This is a genomic window from Bradyrhizobium sp. 197, from assembly GCF_023073375.1.
Lineage (GTDB): Bacteria > Pseudomonadota > Alphaproteobacteria > Rhizobiales > Xanthobacteraceae > Bradyrhizobium.
Window position 1 is genome coordinate 1 of record NZ_JADPJJ010000186.1, and the last position, 21,134, is coordinate 21,134.

A 21,134-nucleotide genomic window follows, 5' to 3' on the forward strand; every position below is an offset into this window, starting at 1 on the left:
GCGCGGATGGAACATGCTCGAAACATTGTCCCGATGCCCCACACAACTCATCCACAAACTCAGCGTCGCCTAACCGAGCAAACGGACCTGGGCAGTTACTAGACAAGGAGCAATGTCGAACGAACAATATCCGCTTTAGCGCCGGCCCTTCGAGCTCGAACCGAGCAGATCATGCGTTCCGCTGATGCTCACGGTTCCCGAGCACTCGAAACCGCCGAAAATTCCGCAGGAGCCGGTGACCGTGACACGCAAATCCTTGCGCTGGTACATGTCGACCGAAATGCCCAGGCGCGAAAAGTCGTTCGCGCTGTTCGGCAGAATCAGGTCGATATGCTCTGCCGCCCATTGCGGTATATGCTTGTTGCTCTTCCAGAACAGTTCATTGCCGGCGTGATGCAAAAAGTTTGGGCCCACCGTCAGTGCACCACCTACACCCTCGAACGCGAAGCCCGTCTCGTCGATGTGAACGTTTACCCGATCGGGTGCCACCGCGAAATGTAGCGAGGTGATGTCTTGTGGCTGCGGGTCCTTGCCGAATTGCGAGCTGTAGGCGTCGCCCCACTGTCCGCGATCGCGTCCAAGCCCGAAACCGTGCCGCCCCGGAAGATCGCGCGTTGAGAGTGGCCTGTCGGAGAGCTTTGGACGCCAGATCTCCCGAAATCCCTTGCCGATTGTGGCGGCCATCGACAGGTCAAGAGCCCAGTGCGATGGCTTCTCGGCACTTTGGCCTTCGGCGAAGGCGTCGAATCCTTCCGGCGTCTTGGCGATACGCAGCTTCTTGGTCAGATCTCGCCAGTGCTTCGGCAGGAAGGTGACGCCATCGAGTGTGTTCGTCGCAGCCGCGACACCATACTTCTCGAGTTGGTGTCGGATGTAGGGCTTTTCCTCGTAGAGCCGCACATCCGGGTTGGGCCCCGCAAAATACTTTGTCAAATCGATCTGCGGCCGAAACATGGTCAGCCGTGCCGCGATCTTCCGGTAAGTGTCGGTCGTCGTCGGATCGGTCGTCGTCATGGGGCGCCTTCCGCGGCAATCCTCCGCCTCAGATTAGTCTCGCCCGAACGGGTTCGGGTTCAATGCCGGCGCATTCGATGAAGCTGGCGCCCGGCCCAGGTCATGCGAAGTCATGTCGCGCCAGCGCAGTGTTTGAACCTGCCGATCGGAAACGGCGACCACCATCCGTGGGGTAGTGTGAACAGTGAGGACGATCAATGTCACTGCGGAGCAGGGTATTAGACGTACTCAATGGCCCGGCGGTCGCACGCATGCGCTTTCGGTTTCCGATCCGCGGCAGCCACGTGACGATTGCGCCGCAAACGTTTCATCACGTTGCCCGGGCGATCCGGTTGGGGCAGGTCACAGTCGCGGTTCCGACCGATCTCGCAGCGGGTGTTGCTGCGCAATATAACGATGTCGCGCGAACCCGAGCCGACGGCACAGCGGTTGCGGCTAATACGCTTGAGGTCGTGTCGGCGACGGGCCGGCTGGACGCAGCCTATATCGTCCACGAGAGCCTGCACGCGGCATACGATCTGTTGCGTACCGGCCTTGATGCCAATGCGGAAGAGGCGTCTGCCTATGTCTGCACGGCGCTCTATTGCCGCATGACTGGCCTGCCCCGCCCTCGCTGGGCCAACGGGCCGATCTACGCCAATGCCGCAGAAGTCGCCCGAACACTGCTGTCCCAGTATCAGAAGGGCGATCCCGGGATTCCCTGGGTCGGGGAGCATGAATGGAAGATGCTGCGCGCAGGTGTTGGTTTTGATCCGGTCTATACCAGCGGCCCCGGCGGTATTCTCACGGGATGGCTCCTCGGCCAGCAATATACCCACGACGGCTAGAGTGCCGGGGACCGCATCCGTTTCAGGAAACGGCAGGAGCTTCCAACTCCTGCCGTTCATCGCCAACGGAGCCGTGCACTTGAGCGCGTCACGCGACCAGCAGGCCCAGCTTGCCGACCATCGCAAGCGAGCGTTGAACGCTTTCTCGCATTGACAGCAGTAACGGCTCGGCTGGTTGCCCGGCTCCATCCTTCTGGCCTATCCGGATGGTAGGGCCGAATTTTTCTGTCATTTCGGCCGTGATCTGGTCGATGGTCCGCGCACCGTCGAGCAATTGCAGGAAATCCCTGGTCCGGTCGTCCTCCAACTGCACTGTTTGGTGGAGGAGGTTGGTGACCAGCGGACCTGTTTGCGCTTGTCTTCGCGCGAGCAGGCTCGCCTGCGGATGCTCCGTAGCTTCCTTCAACAAAAAGGGACGCGACAGCAGGAACGAAACCTCGCCGCTGCAAGCCAGGATGAACATCGCCTCAGTCAACACCTTTTGGTCATCATATGCCTGCCGGTCGCCCAGCAGCGCGCGGGCGCCATCGAGCAACTCGTCAAATGATAATGCCCGCGGCCAAGCTCGGCCGAGACATAGATACGCGGCCTTCAATAGCGGATTGATTAGCGTGACCCTGCTGCCGTCCTGGTTCTCGAATTCCATCGCGGAATCGTCTGTCACGCAGGAGTCGGAATGGACCGGGTTGGTCGTGCTCAGCAAATGGAACCGGGTAACGAAATCGAGGTCGATCTGGCGGGATAGCGAAATGCTGTCGTGGCAGAGCAAGGTGCGCCGAAAACCGTTGCCGTCGATGAAGTCCTGATATTGATCGCGCGCCATGAACTCGCTTTCCGGGAAGTGCTGCAGCGCTGCGCGAACCTCCTCGGAATAGCCGGCAAGATAGCGTCGTGAAAAATCAGCGTCGCCCAGGTATTGCAGGCCATGGCGGCTTGCGTCTTCGGCGACCTCATGCAGCAGGAAGGCCTCGGCGCCATCATCGAGATCGTCGTGAAATAAAAGCTCGTCGGGCGACTTGAGGACGCGGTTGTACTGGTCGCGCATAACCGCGCCGTGCACCGAGTCGGCCTTGGAGCCGTCGCTCAGGAACTTCAGGATCGCGCGGGCCTGCCCTACCTTCTCCTCCATGCCGGTGAGGCGGCGGGTGTGATACCGCATCATGTCGCGGACCATGTCGCGAAGATGCGAGAATGGGTGCGCGTTGTAGCTGACGTAGCAGACCCCGCGCGGAGCCAGGTTCTGCTTGAAGATCATCATCATCTTCTCGCGCACTGCCGGTGGCACCCAGGAATAAACGCCGTGCGCGATGATGTAGTCGAACCGTCCGAAGCTTGCATCGACATTCATGATGTCGCAGTGGAGAAGCTTGATGTTCTCCAGGCCCAATGTAGCGACATTTTGCTGGCCGCGCTCGATCGTCACGCCGCTCAGGTCGACACCGACGAATTCGCTGTTCGGGTATTGAAAGGCCATCGGCAACAGGTTGCCGCCGACGCCGCAGCCAAGCTCCAGCACCCGGCAACGCTCGACCGGCGCCGGCTGCATGCCGTAAACGGCGGCCATGGTAGCAAGATGGTTGGGATGAGTAAGCCCATAAACATGGCCCGGGTAGTAGACCTCGTCGTATGGCGTTGGACCGATGTTCGGGTGACGATGCTCGGTTTGAATGTTCATCGTGCTCAATTCCACGAATATGCGAACTTGTCGTTATCGATCGAGACGCGTGCTTCCTTCACCTCTTCCTTGGCGAGCGACTTGCTGAGGAATTCGCGCGACAGCTCGGGGAGCAGGGTGTTGGTGATGATGTTGTCAATCATTCGCCCACCGGAGTCCGGGTCGTTGCAACGCGACACAATGTGCTCGACGACCGCGTCGTCATAACCGAAGGTCGCGTTATGATTGTCGCGAAGGCGCCGTCCGATGCGGTCGAGTTGCAAACGCACGATCCCGGACAGCATCTCGTCCGACAGCGGGAAGTACGGTATCGAGACGATGCGTCCGAGCAGCGCCGCTGGGAACACCTTCAGCAACTCCGGCCTTAGCATCCTGGCGAGCTCTTCCGGCTCGTCGCGATACTTTGGATCGCGTGATAGGCCCATGATCAGATCGGTGCCGACATTGGTGGTAAGGATGATCAAAGTGTTCTTGAAGTCGATCCGCCGCCCGTTGCCGTCCTCCATGGTTCCTTTGTCGAATACCTGAAAGAATATTTCATGGACGTCGGGATGAGCTTTCTCCACCTCGTCGAGCAGAATGACGCTATAGGGCTTGCGCCGAACGGCCTCGGTGAGGCGCCCACCTTCGCCATAGCCGACATAGCCGGGAGGTGCGCCTTTCAAGGTCGAGACGGTGTGCGCTTCCTGGAACTCTGACATGTTGATCGTAATCATGTTTTGCTCGCCGCCATAAAGAGTCTCGGCAAGCGCCAGGGCGGTTTCGGTCTTGCCCACACCGGACGGGCCAGCCAGCATGAACACGCCGATCGGTTTCGACGGGTTGTCCAGCTTGGCGCGACTGGTCTCAATTCGCTTGGCGATCATCGTCAGCCCATGGAACTGGCCGACGACGCGGCGGTTGAGGATCTCCGGTAGCTTCAGCACGGTTTCGATCTCGTCGCGCATCATCCGGCCGACCGGGATGCCGGTCCAATCAGAGACAACGGACGCCACCGACTGCTGATCTACATGGGCATAGACCATTCGCTTTTCCGGATTGATGGTCTCAAGTGTGTCGAACTTGCCGCGCAGCTCCGCGCGCCTGACAGTCGGATCTTCGCCTTCTTTGGGCTGGGACAGAATCTCTCGAATGCTCCGGATATCCTTGACGAGTTCCCGCTCTGTGGCCCAATCGGATTCGAGGTTTGTCTGCTTGTCCTTCAGTGCCGCAATGTCTTTGTCGATCGCCGTGATGCGGTCGCTGTCCTCAATCCCAAGATCGCTGTCGCTGACGAGTGCTGATCTCTCAGCTTCACGAGCGGCAATCGCAACGCGTGCATCCTCGATCAGGGCCGGCGTCGCGCTCTGGCTGATGGCCACGCGTGCCGAGGCGGTGTCAAGCAGGCTGACCGCCTTGTCCGGCAACTGCCGCGAAGGAATGTAGCGGTGGGACAGGTTGACCGCTGCGACGATCGCAGCATCCGAGATGCGAACGCCGTGGTGCTTTTCCATCGGACCGAGAAGTCCGCGCAGCATGATGCAGCAGGTCTCCACATCAGGTTCGTCGATCTGGATCGGCTGGAAACGTCGTGTAAGCGCGGGATCCTTCTCGATATACTGGCGGTATTCCGCCCATGTGGTGGCAGCGATCGTGCGCAGCGTGCCACGGGCGAGGGGAGGTTTCAGGAGATTGGCCGCATCACCAGTGCCGGCCGTGCCGCCGGCGCCGATCAGTGTGTGGGCTTCATCGATGAACATGATGATGGGGGTAGGTGAGCTCTGGACCTCGTCGATCACCGACCGCAAGCGCTGCTCGAACTCGCCCTTCATGGAGGCGCCGGCTTGCATCAGGCCGATGTCGAGTGCGCAGAGCCTTACATTGCGCAGCGGTGGCGGCACGTCGCCCGCGGCAATGCGCTGCGCGAAGCCTTCGACAACTGCGGTCTTGCCGACGCCAGCCTCGCCGGTGAGAATTGGATTGTTCTGCCGCCGACGCATCAACACGTCGATCAGTTGGCGGATTTCTTCGTCCCGGCCAAGGATCGGATCCATTTCGCCCGATTTGGCCTTGGCGGTGAGGTCCTGGGAGAACCGGTCGAGCGGCGTCGTGCCCTTCGGACCCGCTTGGGCCGCGCCTTCCGTGCCGGCGCCAACCAGGCCCGAACCGTCCATCGGCCGCATTGTCTCCTCGTCGGAGCCGGTCCAGACAGCGCGGCGTTCAGCCGCCAGTGCGTCGACGTTGACCTTGGCAAATTCCCGCGAGAGGTTGTTCAGCGTGCGACGAATATCGTTCGATTTCAGGCCTGCCACAAGCAGATGACCGGTGCGGATTTGGGTCTCGCCAAAGAAGAGCGTGGCATAGTGCCAGCCGCGATCGAGCAGATCGATGACCGAATTCGCGACGCCCGGCATGTCGGTCTCGTTCTTAGAAAAGCCGCTGATCACGCCGGCAAGGTCCGACAATAAGCGCGCGCGGTCGAGCTTGTAGTGATCGACCGAGAGGCTGAGATCGTTGCGCTCCTGCTGCAGAATATGAAACAGCCAGTGCGCAAGCTCGACGTTGCGATTGCCGGCGCTCTTTGCATGGCGCAGGGCCTGTATGAAGGCATCATAGCCGGCCCGGTTCAGCTTGCCCGTTACAGCTTCAATGCTGATGTCGGTCACGGCGGCTCCTCCTGCTCAATTCCTCCGCGGATGCTTGCCATCACGCGGAAATTGCTTCAAATTCCATAGCATTAGGCGATCAGCGCGATGGATAGGTTCAAATCGCCGCGGCATTGGCTGCGGCGCTCCGGCGGGCTCTCAATCGCTCGCCGAGCTGAAAGCGGGCATCGCGGCGATATTCTTCCGTGGAGGCCCAGTTCGGTGAGACCCAGGAGGTCCATCCAAGTCGACCACTTTGTCCGAGCCTGACCGGTACAACCTCTCCCGCAGGAATGGCGAGCTCGACCTCCCATTCCAATTCGTCGCCGATATAGAAGAAAACGGCGTCGGCCAGTGGCTCCGACAGGTTGGGTGTTTCGGTCGGCAGGAATTGTTCGTACTGAGCAAATGTTCTGACAAAGATCCGAACTCTGATCTTGTCCTCGACGCTGAACACACGTGAGCCGAGAAGGGCGTCCTGACCGAGCCTCGCATGCGTTCCGCCGAGCCGGCTGCAGTGACTTGGGTCGAATGAGAGCCAGGTGCCGACGAATTCGTCGATCTCGACTTTGACCTCGAACAGTCCTTGCAGGAACCGAGTCAACCGTGATGCACACTTCGCCCTGGGCGCGACCAGTCCAGCGAAGCTGAGCTTCGCCATGTCAGGTACCGTATCGCGATCGGCGAAAACAGCGGAGCCCAAGCCGGCGAAGGAGCCGACATAGGCAATGAAGCGATCGTCCGCGGGGCGGTCATGCTGCGCGATCGGGCGCGCGTCGGCCCAGGCACGAAAGAAGAGTTGCAGGAAGCGTCCGTTGAGGAGGTCAAGAAAGCGCGGGAAGGCGTCATCCCGCATCAGCCACCAGCTGAGACTTTCATCGGTGGTGGCAATGGGCAGGGCGCCCTGCGGGCCCAGGAGGCCGAGAAATTTGACGAGTATCCTGAGCCGGCCACTCTGGTCGTCCACCGCCGCGAGGTTCGAGGCGGGGAACTCCAGATAAGGCACTTGGCCGAGTTCGATATATTCGTCGCGGCGCGCGGCACTGTCACCGATCCGCGGTCGATCCGGGTTGGCGCGCTCGAACTGGCGTAACGTATGGAAGAAATCGAAACGCCAGGGCTCGGCCTTCATCTGGTCGATCAGCGTCATAGCGGTCTCCGCGTGCCCATGCGCGGCGGCCATCGCATGATCTCGCCGCGCTCCGGCGTCGAGATGACCGTCTGGGTGAAGGTGTTGAAGCCGGAATAGTCGGCGAAGAAGCGTTCCAGCACCGCCCCGAGCAAAAATACGCCGCTGCCCTCAAATGCTTTCTCGTCGAGCGTGACGGTAATCTCCAGGCCCCGTGCTGCGCCGCTGCCGGTGCGCTCACGCACGCGCCGCACCACGGGGCGGCTTTCTATGCTGCGCACGCCGCGGATCTTGCGTTCCGTGGCGTCGTCGAATTGGTCGGCGAACAAGGACAGCATCTCGCGCAGCGCTGCGGCGTTCTTGCCGCCACCGCGCTCGACGAGGCCAAGATAGTTGAGGCTGAGCATGTTGATCAGCCGCCAGCTGACAATCCCGCTGTTGGCGATTTCGCTGCGGCTGCGCAATTGGGCCACCACTGGCTCGCGCGGCGGCGTGGGACCGGCGACGCACATCAGATCAAGGGATGTGTCGTCCAGCAGGCGAAAATCGGCGCCGCCCTGGCCGACCGGCAAGTGCTCCGTGAGATGGCGATTGGAGCAGAGAGCCCGAACGCTCAGTTCGGCGACAGAGCCTTTGCCGCTCAATTCAACGGGCTCGAGCAGTGACAGGAACATGTCCGTCCCGGTGTAGTCGGAGGAAGAACCGTATGTCTTTTCTTCCACTGTGCGGCGCCGAGGTAAGCGGCGGACGGTAAAATAAAGCCCGTCGACCGACCCGCTGGTCCGGTCGACGGCGGCCGAATATAGCGGGCGCACGGGCCGCTTATCCTTCTCTGCCGGAAGGTGCGCGTAGACTTCGAGTACTTGGTGCGGTTCGTATTCCAGATAGCGGCTGCGATCTGGCACCACATGGTACTCGTGCGTATTCGACTTGACCGGAATGCGATCACTCGTCTTCTCGAACAGATTGATCGCCGGCGCGGTATAGAGCCTGAACGTCTCGGGGCGCACCGAGGCGGCCAACCGTGAATTGTGTTCATCGAATGCGAAGACAATATCGATCGATTTGCTGCGCAGCCGTGACATCACGCTGCGAAGTCCGGTGAGGGTAATGCCGAGGAACTTGCGTGGAAACATGAAATATTCACGCAGCAGCTCCGAGCCACGAAAGATCCGGTTGTCGTTAGGAAACAGAGACTCGTTCTCGTCGAAGCCAATTTGCTGCACGCTGTCATGGGGGGCACGAGTCACCACCGGATCGCCGAAGTCGTCGAGATGCCGGAAGTAGACCCCCCTGCAATTCGAGAGCAATTGCTCGTAAAGCGCGATGGCGTCGGATTCCGCACCGGACAGGTAGATCGGAAGCTCGCTCACGCGGCAGCCTGCGAACCAGGTTTCCGGCTTGGTCCGGGCCTCTGCGTCCGGCGGCTCCTCGTCGAGCCGGGCCGCACTACGATGAGTCAACGATAGCCTCAGCCCCGCGATGACATCACTGCCGACCGGGATACCGAGCGCCTGCAGAGCGCCCGCCGTCGAGAAATACTCGGCGCTTGTGACGTCAAATGGCCAGAGCACGATGTCGCGGCAAAGTCGAAACCGGCAGGAAAGACTTCGTTCTCTCTCGCGATAGGTCGCGTCGAAATAGGCGCCGCGCGCGATCTTCCTGCCGTCGCGCAGCGCCGGGTCGGCATAGGGTGGCCGTGCGGTGACCAGCATGGCCGAAGGTGTCGGCGCAAGATAGTTCGGTACCAGTTGCTCGAGCAGGTTTGCAGTGAATTCCGGGAACTCGTGCTTGAGCTTGAGCTGAACGCGGGCGGCAAGAAACGCAGCGCCTTCCAGCAGTCCCGTGATCATCGGGTCCGAGCGGTCCCGGATCAGGCCGCCGAGGCGCTCTGCGATACCTGGATATTCTTCGGCGAAATCTCCCGCCTGCTCGTACAGCAATGACAGTTCACGATTGTAGAAATCGAGGAATTCGCGATTCATGCTAAAGTCGATTGATCTGGATGTCGCCGCTGTCGAGGTCGACGTCGGCGACAAATTCCACGGGGACGTTGAGCGGCTCAGCTTTGAGGTCGGCGTGAACGATGAAGCGCAGCTTCAGCTGCTCAGGACCGACCGAGCCGTCGCGACGAACCCGGATCGTCTTGCGATCCAGTCTGGGCTCGTAGGTCGCTAGCGTCTCGCGCAACGCGTCGGTGAGTTCGTCGTCCGTAACCTCGTCGATCGAGCGGTGGGCGATATCGGGGAAGCCGTAGTTCAGGATCGATGTCCGGACGCAATCCCGGTCGCTCAGATCCAAGGTCGATTCCAGAGCAATGGTATTGAGAAGTGTTTCAAGGTCATGAGAGACCTCCCGCCGCAACAGCGTTTCCGAGATCGGAAAGCGGCCTGCGCTACGCCGCCCGGCAATGACCCGTTCACCGAATTCATCGCGCAAATTGAGCTTCTTGCGCGCATCGCGAGCTTCATGAGCCAAGCGAAAGGCCAGCATTAGCGGGGGAGAGAGACGATCCCTCTTTGGAGTAATGGTCATTTACCGTCCCCAAGACGCCAGGCTCGCTATGCCCTTTCGCGGAGCATCAGCTGGTCTCCAGGATAATGTCGCCTCGGCAGGCGGTCGGGCTCGCAACCGCTCCCGCCGAGACGTCAACCGCAGTCGCACCGTGCGGCGCCGGTTCGCGCTAATCGCAACCGGCGCCAAGCAGAAGCCGACAATCAGGCCCATTCCTTGTTGGCGGGAACGTCCCAGCCAAACACCGGCGCCGCTCCAGCGCCGCCTTTTTCCGTCTGGGTCTTGTACGTCATCTTGACCTTCGCGAAATTCAGACTCACGTTTTCGGTGAGGCGATCTTCGCCGTGCGATCCGCCCGTCGATACACTCGAGACCAGAATGTGCTTCATCTCGATCTTGAGATACTCCAGCGGATTTTCACCCGCCTTGCGGACCGTGAGAATCGCCGTATCAATGTGCTTGCCGTTCGCACAGACTTTGAAAAGCTCCGGCGTGGCCTTGTCGACGAAGTGCGTGAAGTGCAGATCCTGGATGCTGACCTTGCCGGCGCCGCCGCCCGAACCGCTGTGGAAAGTGCCTGACTGGCTCTCGCCGAAAGACCAGCTCAAAATATCGATTTCGTCCTTGTGCTTGTCGTCCAGCGACTCGCCCTTGATCGGGTCGAGTTTCAAGAAGATGTCGACAGCCATAGCATAGTCCTCTCAAATTTCTGCGTGGTTACGGTTGCGATGTTGCGGCGTCAGGAACCGGGGCCGGGTAGGCGTGAAACCAGGCTGAGGCCGACGTCCATCGCCTCCAACTGAAAGTGTGGACGAAGAAAGAAGCGCGCGTTGTAATATCCCGGATTCTCCTCGTTTGCGATGACTTCAACCTTCGCAGCGGCCAGTGGCTTGCGCGCTTTCTGAGCTTCTGACGAGAGGGCTGGGTTGGCATCAACGTATTCGTTGATCCAGGTTTGCAGCCAGATCGTCAGCTCATCCTTCTCCTTCATGGATCCGATCTTGTCGCGAACCATGCACTTCAGATAGTGCGCAAAGCGGGACACTGCGAACATGTAAGGTAGTCGTGACGACAGGTTGTCGGACGCGGTGGCATCCACGCCCTTTTCGCCGAAGTACTTCTTCGGCTTGTAGAGTGACTGGGCGCCGATGAAGGCGGCCTTGTCGGTGTTCTTGCGATGGATCAGCGGGATGAGGCCCGCCTTTGCAAGTTCGTGCTCGCGGCGATCACTGATGGCGATTTCGGTCGGGCATTTCAGGTCGACGCCGCCGTCATCGGTCGGGAATGTGTGCGTCGGCAGGTTGATAACTTCGCCGCCGGACTGCACACCGCGGATGCGCGTGCACCAGCCAAACTCCTTGAAGGCGCGGTTGATGTTGACCGCCATTGCGTAGGCGGCGTTGATCCAGCCGTATTTGTCGCCGGTGTGTCCGTCCGTCTCCTCTTCGAAGGCGAACTCTTCCACGGGCTCCGATTTCGCGCCGTAGGGGAGGCGGCCGAGCGCGCGCGGCATGCATAGGCCGAGATAGCGCGAGTCGTCCTGATCGCGCAGTCCCTTCCATGCGGCATATTCCGGCGTGTCGAACACCTTGCCGATGTCGCGAGGGTTGGACAGCTCGGTCCAAGAGTCCATTCCCATCAGCGTCGGCTCGGCGCCGCTGAAGAAGGGGGCGTGCGCGGCGCCGGCGATCTTGCTGAGATCGCGGAGCAGTTGTACATCGGTGGGGAGGTGACTGAAATAATAATCGCCGATCAGGCAGCCGAAAGGCTCGCCACCCAGCTGGCCGAACTCATACTCATAGATCTGCTTGAAAAGGGGGCTCTGGTCCCAGCGCGCATCGGGATAAAGCCGCAGATTCCGATACAGCTCGTTCTTGGAGACGTTCATCACCCGGATCTTCAGGTTGGCGTCGGTCTCGGAATTGAAGACGAGGTAGTGGAGGCCGCGCCACGCACTTTCGATTGCCTGGAACTCAGGTGTATGAAGAATCTCGTTCATTTGCGCGGTCAGTTTCTGGTCAATCCGCGCGATCATCTCCTCGATGGTGTCGAGGACGTCCGACTTGATGACGCTCGTGTCCTTCAACGCCTCTTGAACGAGCGTGGACACGGCATTTTCGACTTCGGTTGCAGCACGTTCAGTGCGCGGCTTGAAACTTTGCTTCAGCAGGTTGGCAAACTCATCAGCTTCGACGGTTTTGACCTGGGTAGTGCTCTCTTTGTGAACAGCTTCTTTTGCCATGGTCCCCATTCCTTCCTTAGCTCTCGGTGCCAGGTTCGGTCGACTGGCTTGTCGCGCGTTCCCGCAGCGCTGCCATCAGTTGAGGATCGGCGAGCAGTTTTTTCAGCTGGTCCTCGGCGGCCACCTTGCCATCCATGTAGCGCAGCAGGTTGGCGAGTTGTTCGCGCGCCTCGAGCAGCTTGGCGGTGGCCGGCACCTGGCGGGCGACTGCCACCGGAGTGAAGTCTGCCATCTTGTTGAAGTGCAGGTTGACCGAGATCTTTTCGTCGGATCCATCGCTGAGGCGATTGGCGACGCGCGCCGTCACGCCGGGCTGGATTGCGGCCATGCGGTTGTCGAAATTGTCCATGTCGAACTCGAGGAATTTACGCTCCTCGACCTTCGTCTTCTCGACGCCAGGGTTATTGCCGGAAAGGTCGGAGAGGACGCCCATGACGAACGGCAGTTCTATAAGTCGCTCGGCGTCATAAGGATCTTCGTATGTGATGTGCACGCGTGGTGCGCGGTTTCGTCGAATAAATTTTTGACCGCTGTCAGTAGCCATGGTTTCCCTCATTACGAAATCGCTTTAAACATCGAATTTGCGCGACGCAGATTGACTAGGGCGCTTCAAGTTGCTGCGGTCGGCAAACATCCTTGTGTCCAATTAGTGCCCTCGACCGAAAGCTCGGTTCAACGCGATCTGTCGATTGTTTTAAGCGCTCCCTCAGGTAAAACATCATTCAAAAGGCTGAGGAAATCTCGTTGTGCAAGGTCGCGCGCGCGATCGACCAAAAAGGGGATCGGGCTGGACGGCTCCGCGGTTCGGAAAAACGACGCCACCTTCGTCAGCAGGCCCAAGGCCTGCGCTCTGTTTTCCGCCGAAAAAACAATATCTTGGGCGCTCTCATCGGTCGTCGATGAGAGCGAGGTCGCGAGCTCCGCCATCCGTTCGATCGGCAGGTCGAAGACCTTGTCCCGCCCGATATTGATCGCAGCGCTCTCCACGTGGGACGGCACCAGCATCCGCATCACTTCGATAAATGATTTGCCGACCATCTCCTGCGCTTGACGTACCAGCAACAGCGCCGGGTTGGATGGTTCCATTCGGGCAAAATAGGCCGCCGCTGCGCCGAGCGCTGCGGACGCCTGTGCAGATGAAGCCAACATCCCGGTGGTGTCCAGCGGCACCTGTGTATCGACGGAACCGGCATCTTCCGCAGTTGCGGCAATCGCCGCGGGATCACGCAACGCGACAAGACCCGCAAGCCAGGCAGCCATGCCGTCAACCAAACCGGAGAGCCTGTCGAGGCTGATAGGTTGCCCCGAGTTCATCTTCTCACGCCAGGTCGCCTTGATGCCTGCGATTTCAGCAGCGACCGCGGAGCACCGCGCGCTGGTTGCCTTGAGAGTGTCGAGATCGGTCTCGCTGACGATGCGCTCGATGGTCGCGAGATCGAGCCCGTCGGCGTCGGCGTCGCCGGCGGGAATTTCGCCCTGGGCGATTTGATAGGCACGGTAGTTGAGGTTGCCGTGTCTGCGGTTCTCAATCAGGGGAAGGAACTGGAGCGGGTTGATCACGGTCGGAAACACGTCGATTGCTTCGACCGTGACGGCCCGAAGCGCGTAGTCGCCGTCCTCGCCCTTCGGATGCACCGCTTCCCACTGCTCGCGCAGCAGCAAGTTGGTCGCCCTCAGGCAGTAAAGAAAGCCGTCGAGGTCGCGGTTGAGGATTGAAAACTTGGCCAGCAGCAGGTTTAGGCGCAGATCGCGGGTACGCGCCAGAAGGGGCTGTGCGGCGGCAAATTGGCCGGCAAAATCGACTGCCTTTGGATCGAAGCGTCCACGCTCCCCATTGGCATTGACGACCTCGAAGAACGACATTGGCAGCAGGGATTCCGCACCTGCGAAGAAGTTCAGATATTGGACGTCTCCGATGGCGTCGAGATCCGGCCCGCAGGGATCGTCAGCGGTAATGGGCAGCGTCAGGGAGGCGACATCAAGCATGCGAGGATCGTCCATCTGCTCGGTCACGGCTCCGCTGCCGAGCCCGTGACGACTAGGGGATCGCGCGGGGGCGTATGATCCGATTCTATACCTATGGGTCAGATGCCTGCTGATCTTGGTTCATTTCCGAAGATGCCATTTTCGCGTGAACCGGCAAGCTCTTGGAGCCGACTACTTGATGGCCAGGGTGGTTCTTTGGACGGCTGTCGTGAAACGTCAGGAGGCCCAGCCCCGGGGCGGACTTGCCGGCACTGCCAGTGGCAGGCAGGATTTCCGCGGTTCTTGCATAACGTCTGATCAGCTCTTTGCAGCGGGTCATTCGATCGAAGGAGGGAGTTTAAGCCCACATGGGCCAGCTTACTCAGGATACCCGCCTCTGCGAACTCAAGACGCCTCTTGGCAAGGACGTTCTGGTTTTTGCCGGATTCGAAGGCTCGGAAGGTCTCAGTGAACTGTTCGAGTATCGCATCGAGTGTCTCAGTGAGGATGCCGACCTCGACTTCGACCGAGCCATTGGTCAGCAATGTACGCTGACGATAAAGCTGCATGAAAAGGAGCGCGAGTTCAGTGGCATTCTGACGGAGGCCCAGTGGCTCGGGGTAAACAACGACTATTTCAGCTACCGGATCGTGCTGAGGCCTTGGTTTTGGCTGTTGTCGCGGACCACCGATTGTCGGATCTTTCAGGACAAGAAAGCGCCCGACATCATCAAGGAGGTCTTCAACGAACGCGGTTTCACCGATTATGAATCCAAACTGACCGAAGAGGGGTCCTGTCCGAAGCTCGAATATTGCGTTCAGTACCGCGAGACTGACCTGAATTTCGTGTGCCGGCTGATGGAACAGCACGGCATCTACTACTTCTTCAAGCACGAGGGCGGCAAACATACGCTGGTGTTGGCGGACTCCAAATCGTCGCATAGCCCGATCAACGGTCTTGCTACGATTCCCTATATCCCATTGACGGGGGCCGATCGTCGAGGCGAGCAGCATATCTACGAATGGGTCTCGGAGCGCCGGTTTCGGACCGGCAAGATCGAGCTCAACGACTACAACTATCAGAAGCCCAACGCGCAGATGGTCAGCGACGCCAAGGGCTCCGAGCACTACACCCGGTCGGAGATGGAGTTTTACGACTATCCAGGGAAGTTCAAGGAAAAGTCCGACGGCGAGCGCTACGCGAAAATCCAGCTTCAGGCCGAGCAGGCAATGGACCGGAGGCGCCGCGGCAATGGCGATGCCGTCAACCTGTTCCCCGGTGGGCTAACGAAGCTTGAAAAGCACTCCAAGGATTCGCAGAACGTGGAATATCTCGTGGTGCGCGCCACGCACTCGTTCTCGATCGAATCTTATCGCACCGGCGGTCCGAGCGACGCCGGGCAACACGTTTATTTCGGCAGCTACGAGTTTCTGCCGAGCGATCGGCCGTTTCGAGCGCCGATGCTGACCCCGAAGCCAAGTATCAATGGCATCCAGACTGCCAAGGTGGTGACCAAAGACGACAATTCGAGTGAGGAAATCGACGTCGAGTCGCTCGGCGAAATCTACGTCCGCTTTTTCTGGGATCGCAAGAAGAAGCGGTCGTGCCAGTTGCGGGTCGCCCAGGTTTGGTCTGGCAAGCGCTGGGGCGGTCAGATCATCCCACGCGTCGGGCAGGAAGTCGTTGTCGAATTCCTGGAGGGGGATCCGGACCGGCCCCTGGTGATCGGCACCGTGTACAACGACGAATACAAGCTGCCCTACGATCTGCCGTCGAAGAAGACGATTGCGGGATTGAAGTCCGACTCCACCAAAGGCGGCGGCGGCTTCAACGAGTGGAATTTCGAGGACAAGAAGGGATCCGAGAAGATCACGGTGCATGCCGAGAAGGACCATGACGTGACGGTCCGCGACACCGAGACACGGACCATCGGCGAAGCTGCATTCGGCGGCGACACCCGCAAGACCATGCTCAAGAAAGGCAATGACAAACTCGATATCGAATTGGGCGGTCAGCACATCACGCTGGCCATGGACCAGTCCGTCAATGCGGGCATCAGCATCACGCTCATGGCCAACGCCAATATCACCCTGCAGGTTGGTCCGAGCCAGATTATCCTGACCCCGGCGGGTATCGTCATCAACGCGCCGACGATCGCCATGACAGCGCAGGCCGGCATGGCGCTTGCTGCAGGCGGTCCGCTGGTCGCTCACGGCACTCCAACTCTTGTCGGTTGACGATCATGGGGCAGGTTAGATTCGGCACGGTACAGGATCTGTTTCAGGCCTATCCCTTGGCGCGCTATGATGTCGGCAGAGCCGACGCTGACAAGCCTTCGCTGGATTTCCTTCAGGAGGCCGCCGACGCGTGCAATTGGCACCCCGCCGTGTCTTACTGTGCCTACCTGCTTCCAAGGCGCGTGGCAATTGGCTGGGGATGTCGCTCTCTGCGACGGATGTTCGACCATTTCGATGCCAGCGATAGCAGGTCGCTCAATATTGTGGAGACCTGGGTCCGGCAACCGGACGAGCAGTCCCGGAACAAGGCGCTGGCTGTCGGCAATGCCAACGATCCCGAGCAGCCAGCAACGTGGCTGGCGCTGGCGGCCGGCTGGTCCGGCGGAAGCGTGGTTCCCCCGGAATTTGCGCCCGTGGAAGCCAAGCCAGATCAGGCCGCACGGGCGGTGCGTACAGCACTGCTGATTGGCCTCTGCCGGCTCCCCCGTGACTCCCGGGACCAGATAATGACGTCATGCCTGGAGGATGGTATTCAATTGGCACGCGGCGAACCGCGCCCTCCGCGCTAACGAGACGATGTGATGGTGCTGCGCTTTAATATCGAGAACGAACCGAATCTTCCGGACGGCGGACCTGTGTCGTTTACGGTCACCGGCAGGCGTTCGGTCGATATTGGCCGGGACCGTCACCTCGACTGGACGCTGCCGGATCCGGCGCGGACGATTTCCGGAAAGCATTGCGAGGTGCACTTTCGCGACGGTGGCTATTGGCTGCACGACGTCTCGACCAACGGCACCTTTCTCAATGGTGCCGACCAGCGCATGCGCGGGCCGCACCGCCTGCGCGACGGCGATCGGCTCACGATCGGCCACTACATCATCGGAGTTTCGCTGGAGGCTGAGGCTGGCGGGCGCACCCTACACCATGAGGCGCAACTGCACGAACCCTCGGGCCAGCAGCATGCGGATTACGGAGAGCTTTGGACGGCCGATCGTGACGTTCCGCCGCCGATCGATCCGCAACTGTTGAAGAAGCCACGCGAGGCTCCGCGGCCCGTCAATCCGGGGTTCCTGGATTGGGCGGCGAGCGTCCCGGCGCCGGGTGTGGACCCATTTCGACGGTCATCGCCGATGTCTCCGTACCAACCGTCCGTGCAGGACGACGACATGAACTGGGCAGCCGGTCCGGTCACCGCGCCGAAACCGCAAGTCGAGCGCCCGCCAGCCATGCCGACTCCACGCCGGCCGTCGGTGTGGATCGATGATGAACCAGCCGCCGCCCAGCCGCCAGCATCGCCATCGCACCCGCAGGTTGAGACGCCGCGCCCGGCGCAAGCAGCAGACGAGGGCCCTGTCACGGCCAAGCCAGTCGGTGGTACCGACTTCGCGCGACTGATGGCGCGCGCTGCAGGATTGCCGGACAACTTCTTTGCCAGCAAGTCCGATGCCGAACTCGCCGAGCAGCTTGGCATCATCTTGCGTATGACCGTGGACAATCTGATGGCGCTGCTGCAGGCGCGAACCCAAGCCAAGCAGCTGACCCGTAGCACCAGCCAGACCACCGTCCAAGCGCTCGAAAATAATCCGCTGAAATTCTCGCCGACCTCGGAAGAAGCGATGCGCATCCTCTTTGGGCCGCCGACGCGCAGCTATCTCGACGCACAGCGCGCCTTTGCACAGGGCTTCAGTGATCTCAAGTCACATCAATTGAGGACCTATATGGCGATGCAGCACGCTGTCCATGAGCTGATTGCCGGCATAGATCCGACGCTGATGGCGCGCGAGCTCGAGCTTCAGCGTGGCGCAAGCTCCTGGCTCGGCACGAACAAGGGCAAACTCTGGGACGAGTTCTTGACGCGCTGGAAGGCGCATCTTGGCCGCGACAACAGCGCGCCGATCGAAACCTTTATGTTGTTTTTCTCGGACTATTACGACCGCGGTGACAAGCCCGGTTCAAAGTAAACTTTCGGCGACCACGCGGTTGCCGACAATTTCTAAGTGGATGTATGAATGTCTTGGTACAGCAAGGTTTTCTGGTCGGAAGGTCTGTTTCTGCGGCCGCATCATCTGCAGCAGAACGACCGCTACATCGAACACTTGCTGGAAAAGCGCGTTCGCTACACGACACCATACCCCTGGGGCTTTGCCCAGCTAGAGATCGATAAGGATCTTACCGAACAGAGCAAATTCGCGGTGCGCAATGCGTCCGGCGTCATGCCGGACGGTACGCCCTTCGATATTCCTGCGGACAGCCCAATACCCGAATCGATCGATGTGCCGGAGACGGCCGCAGGCCAGATCGTCTGGCTGATGATGCCGGTCGCGGCGCCAAACACCCGCGAGGTCGACGAGGACCGCACCGACAGCGCCAGTCGCTATGTCCGTACTTCGGAAACCTTCATTGACTCGACCTCGGCGCTACGCATCGAGGAAGAGATCGACATCGCTTATCCGCGCTTGTCGTTCGAACTGCGCAAGACGAGCAAGCCCGGATACATGGGCCTCGGCATCGCGCGCATTCTCGAGGTGCGCGACAAGAACATCCTGTTCGACGACAAGTTCGTGCCGCCGATGCTGGTCTGCGCCGCGCATCCGATCATCGATGGCTGGCTCAACCGCATCATCGGCTGGGTTGAGACTAAACTCGACGAGCTGGCGCGTTACGCGGTCGATCCGTCATCCGGTGGTGGGTTGCAGAGCGTCGACTATCTGGTCCTGCAAGTGCTGAACCGTACCATTCCCGTGCTGACTCATTTCCAGCGCTCCGGCAGCGTGCACCCCGAGCGCCTGTACGAGGAATTGCTGAGGTTCGCGGGTGAACTTGCGACGTTTTCCACGGCGGAACGGCGGGCGCGCAACTATCCGGCGTACAATCACGACGATATCGAGAACGTCTTCACACCCTTGGTCAGCGACATCCAGGACTTCTTGAGCGCGCGGCTGGGCCGGCGGGCGATCCGCCTGGAGATCATCGAGCGCGCACAGAATGCGTTCGTATCGCCGATCCGCGATCGAGCGCTATTCCGAAATGCGACCCTGGTGCTGGAGGTTGCCGCACGGCGGCCGCTTGTGGAGATCCAGAACGATTTCCCGCACCTGTTCAAGGTCGGGCCGAACACCAAGATGAACGAGATCGTGCACGCAAACCTGCCGGGCCTGACGCTGGCGCATTTGCCGACGCCGCCGCCGCATATCCGGGCCATCACGGATCACGTCTATTTCTATCTCGACCGCAAGTCGCCGCTGTGGCCCGAGTTCAGTACGGCTGCGTCGATCGGAATGCACTTTTCCGGCGACTGGCCCGAGCTTGAGCTGTATCTTTGGGCTATCCTGGAAGACAGGCCATGAGCGACAAGGACAAGCCGGTCAATCCTTTCGGTCGGGGCGAACGGACGATCATCCGTCCCAATCCCGGCGGGAAGTTGCCGCCGGCGCCGACCTCTCAGCCTCCGCCGGGCGAGGGGCCTGCAGCACGCCCGGCCTATTCGCCATCACCCGTACCCTCTCCCGGCGCGCCAGCGCCACCATCATCCTTTTCGCCCGTTCCACAGGGCTCGAACTACGCCTCCGCGCCGGCCAGCCATCCAGCCGAGGAATGGATCTCGACACCCGCGCAAGGCCACGTGCCGCAACCCATGTTGCCGCCAGGGCCGCCGTTGCGCGTTGACGATCTGGTCGCGCCAAATGCCAATCCGGTGATGCGCGCTGCGGGCCCGTTGCTGCAACTGCTCGGTCGATTGCGGGTGGCGCTCATGCGAGCGTCATTCGCCAGCCTGATGGAGCAGGTCGCGGACGCGATCAAATTCTTTGAGAAGGACATCCGTTCAGCGGGCATTTCCGAGCACCAAGCCAACACAGCGAAATACATCCTGTGTGCCACTGCCGACGATATCGTGCAGCACATCCCAACCGAAGAGCGTCACGTCTGGACGCAATATTCGATGCTGAGCCGGTTCTTCGGCGAGCGTGTCGGCGGCGTCCGTTTCTTTGAGATCCTCGACCATTTGAAGGTTGATCCACTGGTCAACTATCCGGTCCTCGAACTTCAGCACACCTGCCTTGCGCTTGGTTTTCAGGGCATCCACCGGACGTCAGGGGGCGGACTTGCGAACCTGCAACTGATCCAGCGCAACCTCTATGAATTGCTGCGCCGGGTCCGGCCGAAAACGATGAGCGACCTGTCGCCCAACTGGCGCGGGCAGGCGCTGGCGGGACGCCGGCAGCGTCTGCGTGTTCCGGTCTGGCTCGTGGCAGCCGTCGTTGCCGCGCTGCTGACCGGGTCCTATTTCGTTCTGCGGACGCTCCTCGCTGGGCGGGCAGAGAATGCTGCCGAGGTGGCGCTCGCGCTCCATCCGGACGGCCCGATCGAGCTCAAGCGTCAGGTCGTTGCACCACCCCCACCACCGCCGCCTCCGCCGCCGCCGGATCGCATTACCCAGTTGCAACGCATCCGCAATGCGCTCGCGAAGGAGAACACCGCCTGTGCCATGACGGCGGACCAGACCCCCAGCTTCATCGTGATCAGGGTCTGCGACCTAGCCTTGTTTGCGTCGGGCCAGGCGACCATCCTCGACGGCTTCAAGCCGATCGCACTCCGCGTCGCAGCAACCCTCGACAAGGAGCCGGGACGGATCCGGGTCGTCGGCCATACTGACAGTTCGCCGATCCGCACAGTCCGCTTCCCGACCAATTTCGAGTTGTCGGTCGAGCGCGCCAAGGCGGTTGCCGCGGCACTGAAACCTGGTTTGACCGATGGTTCGCGCGTCGACGTTGAGGGCAAAGGAGCAGATGCGCCAATTGCCAGCAACACAACGCCCGAGGGACGCGCCAAGAACCGGCGCGTCGAGATCTTTATCGAACGCAGCGAATAGGCACACACCGCCGGATCAGGTGGTTTGCGACGGGTAC

At 60.5% G+C, this 21,134-nt stretch carries 16 protein-coding genes; 6 read left to right on the forward strand and 10 right to left on the reverse strand.

Going from position 1 to position 21,134, the window contains the following annotated elements; genetic code table 11:
• Positions 1-135 precede the first annotated feature (135 nt).
• Positions 136-1,014: a hypothetical protein gene (locus IVB27_RS40260; RefSeq protein WP_247448072.1), complete on the reverse strand. Its 879-nt coding sequence runs from the start codon at positions 1,012-1,014 to the stop codon at positions 136-138.
• 251 nt (positions 1,015-1,265) lie between these two features.
• Here IVB27_RS40260 and IVB27_RS40265 point away from each other — a divergent pair, with 251 nt between their 5' ends.
• Positions 1,266-1,841, forward strand: coding sequence for a hypothetical protein (locus tag IVB27_RS40265; protein WP_247340895.1), 576 nt, complete (start codon positions 1,266-1,268; stop codon positions 1,839-1,841).
• A gap of 88 nt (positions 1,842-1,929) precedes the next feature.
• On the opposite strand, the gene IVB27_RS40270 is transcribed toward IVB27_RS40265, so the two are convergent.
• The 9 genes from IVB27_RS40270 to IVB27_RS40310 form a co-directional block, all read right to left on the reverse strand.
• A complete protein-coding gene (locus IVB27_RS40270; RefSeq protein WP_247448073.1) occupies positions 1,930-3,516 on the reverse strand; it encodes a class I SAM-dependent methyltransferase in 1,587 nt (528 codons plus the stop codon).
• A gap of 5 nt (positions 3,517-3,521) precedes the next feature.
• Entirely contained in the window at positions 3,522-6,161 is a 2,640-nt protein-coding gene (tssH, locus tag IVB27_RS40275; RefSeq protein ID WP_247448074.1) for a type VI secretion system ATPase TssH, read from the reverse strand.
• A gap of 97 nt (positions 6,162-6,258) precedes the next feature.
• Positions 6,259-7,323, reverse strand: a complete 1,065-nt coding sequence (gene tssG / locus IVB27_RS40280; RefSeq protein WP_247340891.1) for a type VI secretion system baseplate subunit TssG — start codon at positions 7,321-7,323, stop codon at positions 6,259-6,261.
• Positions 7,287-9,254, reverse strand: a complete 1,968-nt coding sequence (gene tssF, locus IVB27_RS40285; protein WP_247340889.1) for a type VI secretion system baseplate subunit TssF — start codon at positions 9,252-9,254, stop codon at positions 7,287-7,289. The genes tssG and tssF overlap by 37 nt, the downstream gene beginning before the upstream one ends.
• A 1-nt stretch (position 9,255) precedes the next feature.
• Positions 9,256-9,804, reverse strand: coding sequence for a type VI secretion system baseplate subunit TssE (gene tssE, locus IVB27_RS40290; protein ID WP_247448075.1), 549 nt, complete (start codon positions 9,802-9,804; stop codon positions 9,256-9,258).
• A gap of 182 nt (positions 9,805-9,986) precedes the next feature.
• Positions 9,987-10,472, reverse strand: coding sequence for an Hcp family type VI secretion system effector (locus tag IVB27_RS40295; RefSeq protein WP_247340886.1), 486 nt, complete (start codon positions 10,470-10,472; stop codon positions 9,987-9,989).
• Positions 10,473-10,522: 50 nt separating this feature from the next.
• Positions 10,523-12,025, reverse strand: a complete 1,503-nt coding sequence (tssC, locus tag IVB27_RS40300) for a type VI secretion system contractile sheath large subunit (protein WP_247448077.1) — start codon at positions 12,023-12,025, stop codon at positions 10,523-10,525.
• 16 nt (positions 12,026-12,041) lie between these two features.
• A complete protein-coding gene (gene tssB / locus IVB27_RS40305; protein WP_247340884.1) occupies positions 12,042-12,569 on the reverse strand; it encodes a type VI secretion system contractile sheath small subunit in 528 nt (175 codons plus the stop codon).
• Positions 12,570-12,697: 128 nt separating this feature from the next.
• Entirely contained in the window at positions 12,698-14,011 is a 1,314-nt protein-coding gene (locus tag IVB27_RS40310; protein WP_247448212.1) for a type VI secretion system protein TssA, read from the reverse strand.
• 347 nt (positions 14,012-14,358) lie between these two features.
• On the opposite strand from IVB27_RS40310, the gene tssI reads away from it, so the two are divergent.
• Genes tssI through tssL form a run of 5 tightly spaced genes read left to right on the forward strand, consistent with a single transcriptional unit; the run spans position 14,359 to position 21,097 of the window.
• Positions 14,359-16,227 (forward strand): type VI secretion system Vgr family protein, encoded by a 1,869-nt coding sequence (tssI, locus tag IVB27_RS40315; RefSeq protein WP_247448078.1) that lies wholly within the window; start codon positions 14,359-14,361, stop codon positions 16,225-16,227.
• Positions 16,228-16,232: 5 nt separating this feature from the next.
• A complete protein-coding gene (locus tag IVB27_RS40320) occupies positions 16,233-16,796 on the forward strand; it encodes a DUF6931 family protein (protein ID WP_247340882.1) in 564 nt (187 codons plus the stop codon).
• Between the two features lie 12 nt (positions 16,797-16,808).
• Positions 16,809-18,188 carry a type VI secretion system-associated FHA domain protein TagH gene (tagH, locus tag IVB27_RS40325; RefSeq protein ID WP_247448079.1) on the forward strand — a complete coding sequence of 460 codons (1,380 nt, stop codon included), beginning with the start codon at positions 16,809-16,811 and terminating at the stop codon, positions 18,186-18,188.
• 48 nt (positions 18,189-18,236) lie between these two features.
• Positions 18,237-19,574 (forward strand): type VI secretion system baseplate subunit TssK, encoded by a 1,338-nt coding sequence (gene tssK / locus IVB27_RS40330; protein ID WP_247448080.1) that lies wholly within the window; start codon positions 18,237-18,239, stop codon positions 19,572-19,574.
• Positions 19,571-21,097, forward strand: coding sequence for a type VI secretion system protein TssL, long form (gene tssL, locus IVB27_RS40335; RefSeq protein ID WP_256468512.1), 1,527 nt, complete (start codon positions 19,571-19,573; stop codon positions 21,095-21,097). The genes tssK and tssL overlap by 4 nt, the downstream gene beginning before the upstream one ends.
• Positions 21,098-21,134 lie beyond the last annotated feature (37 nt).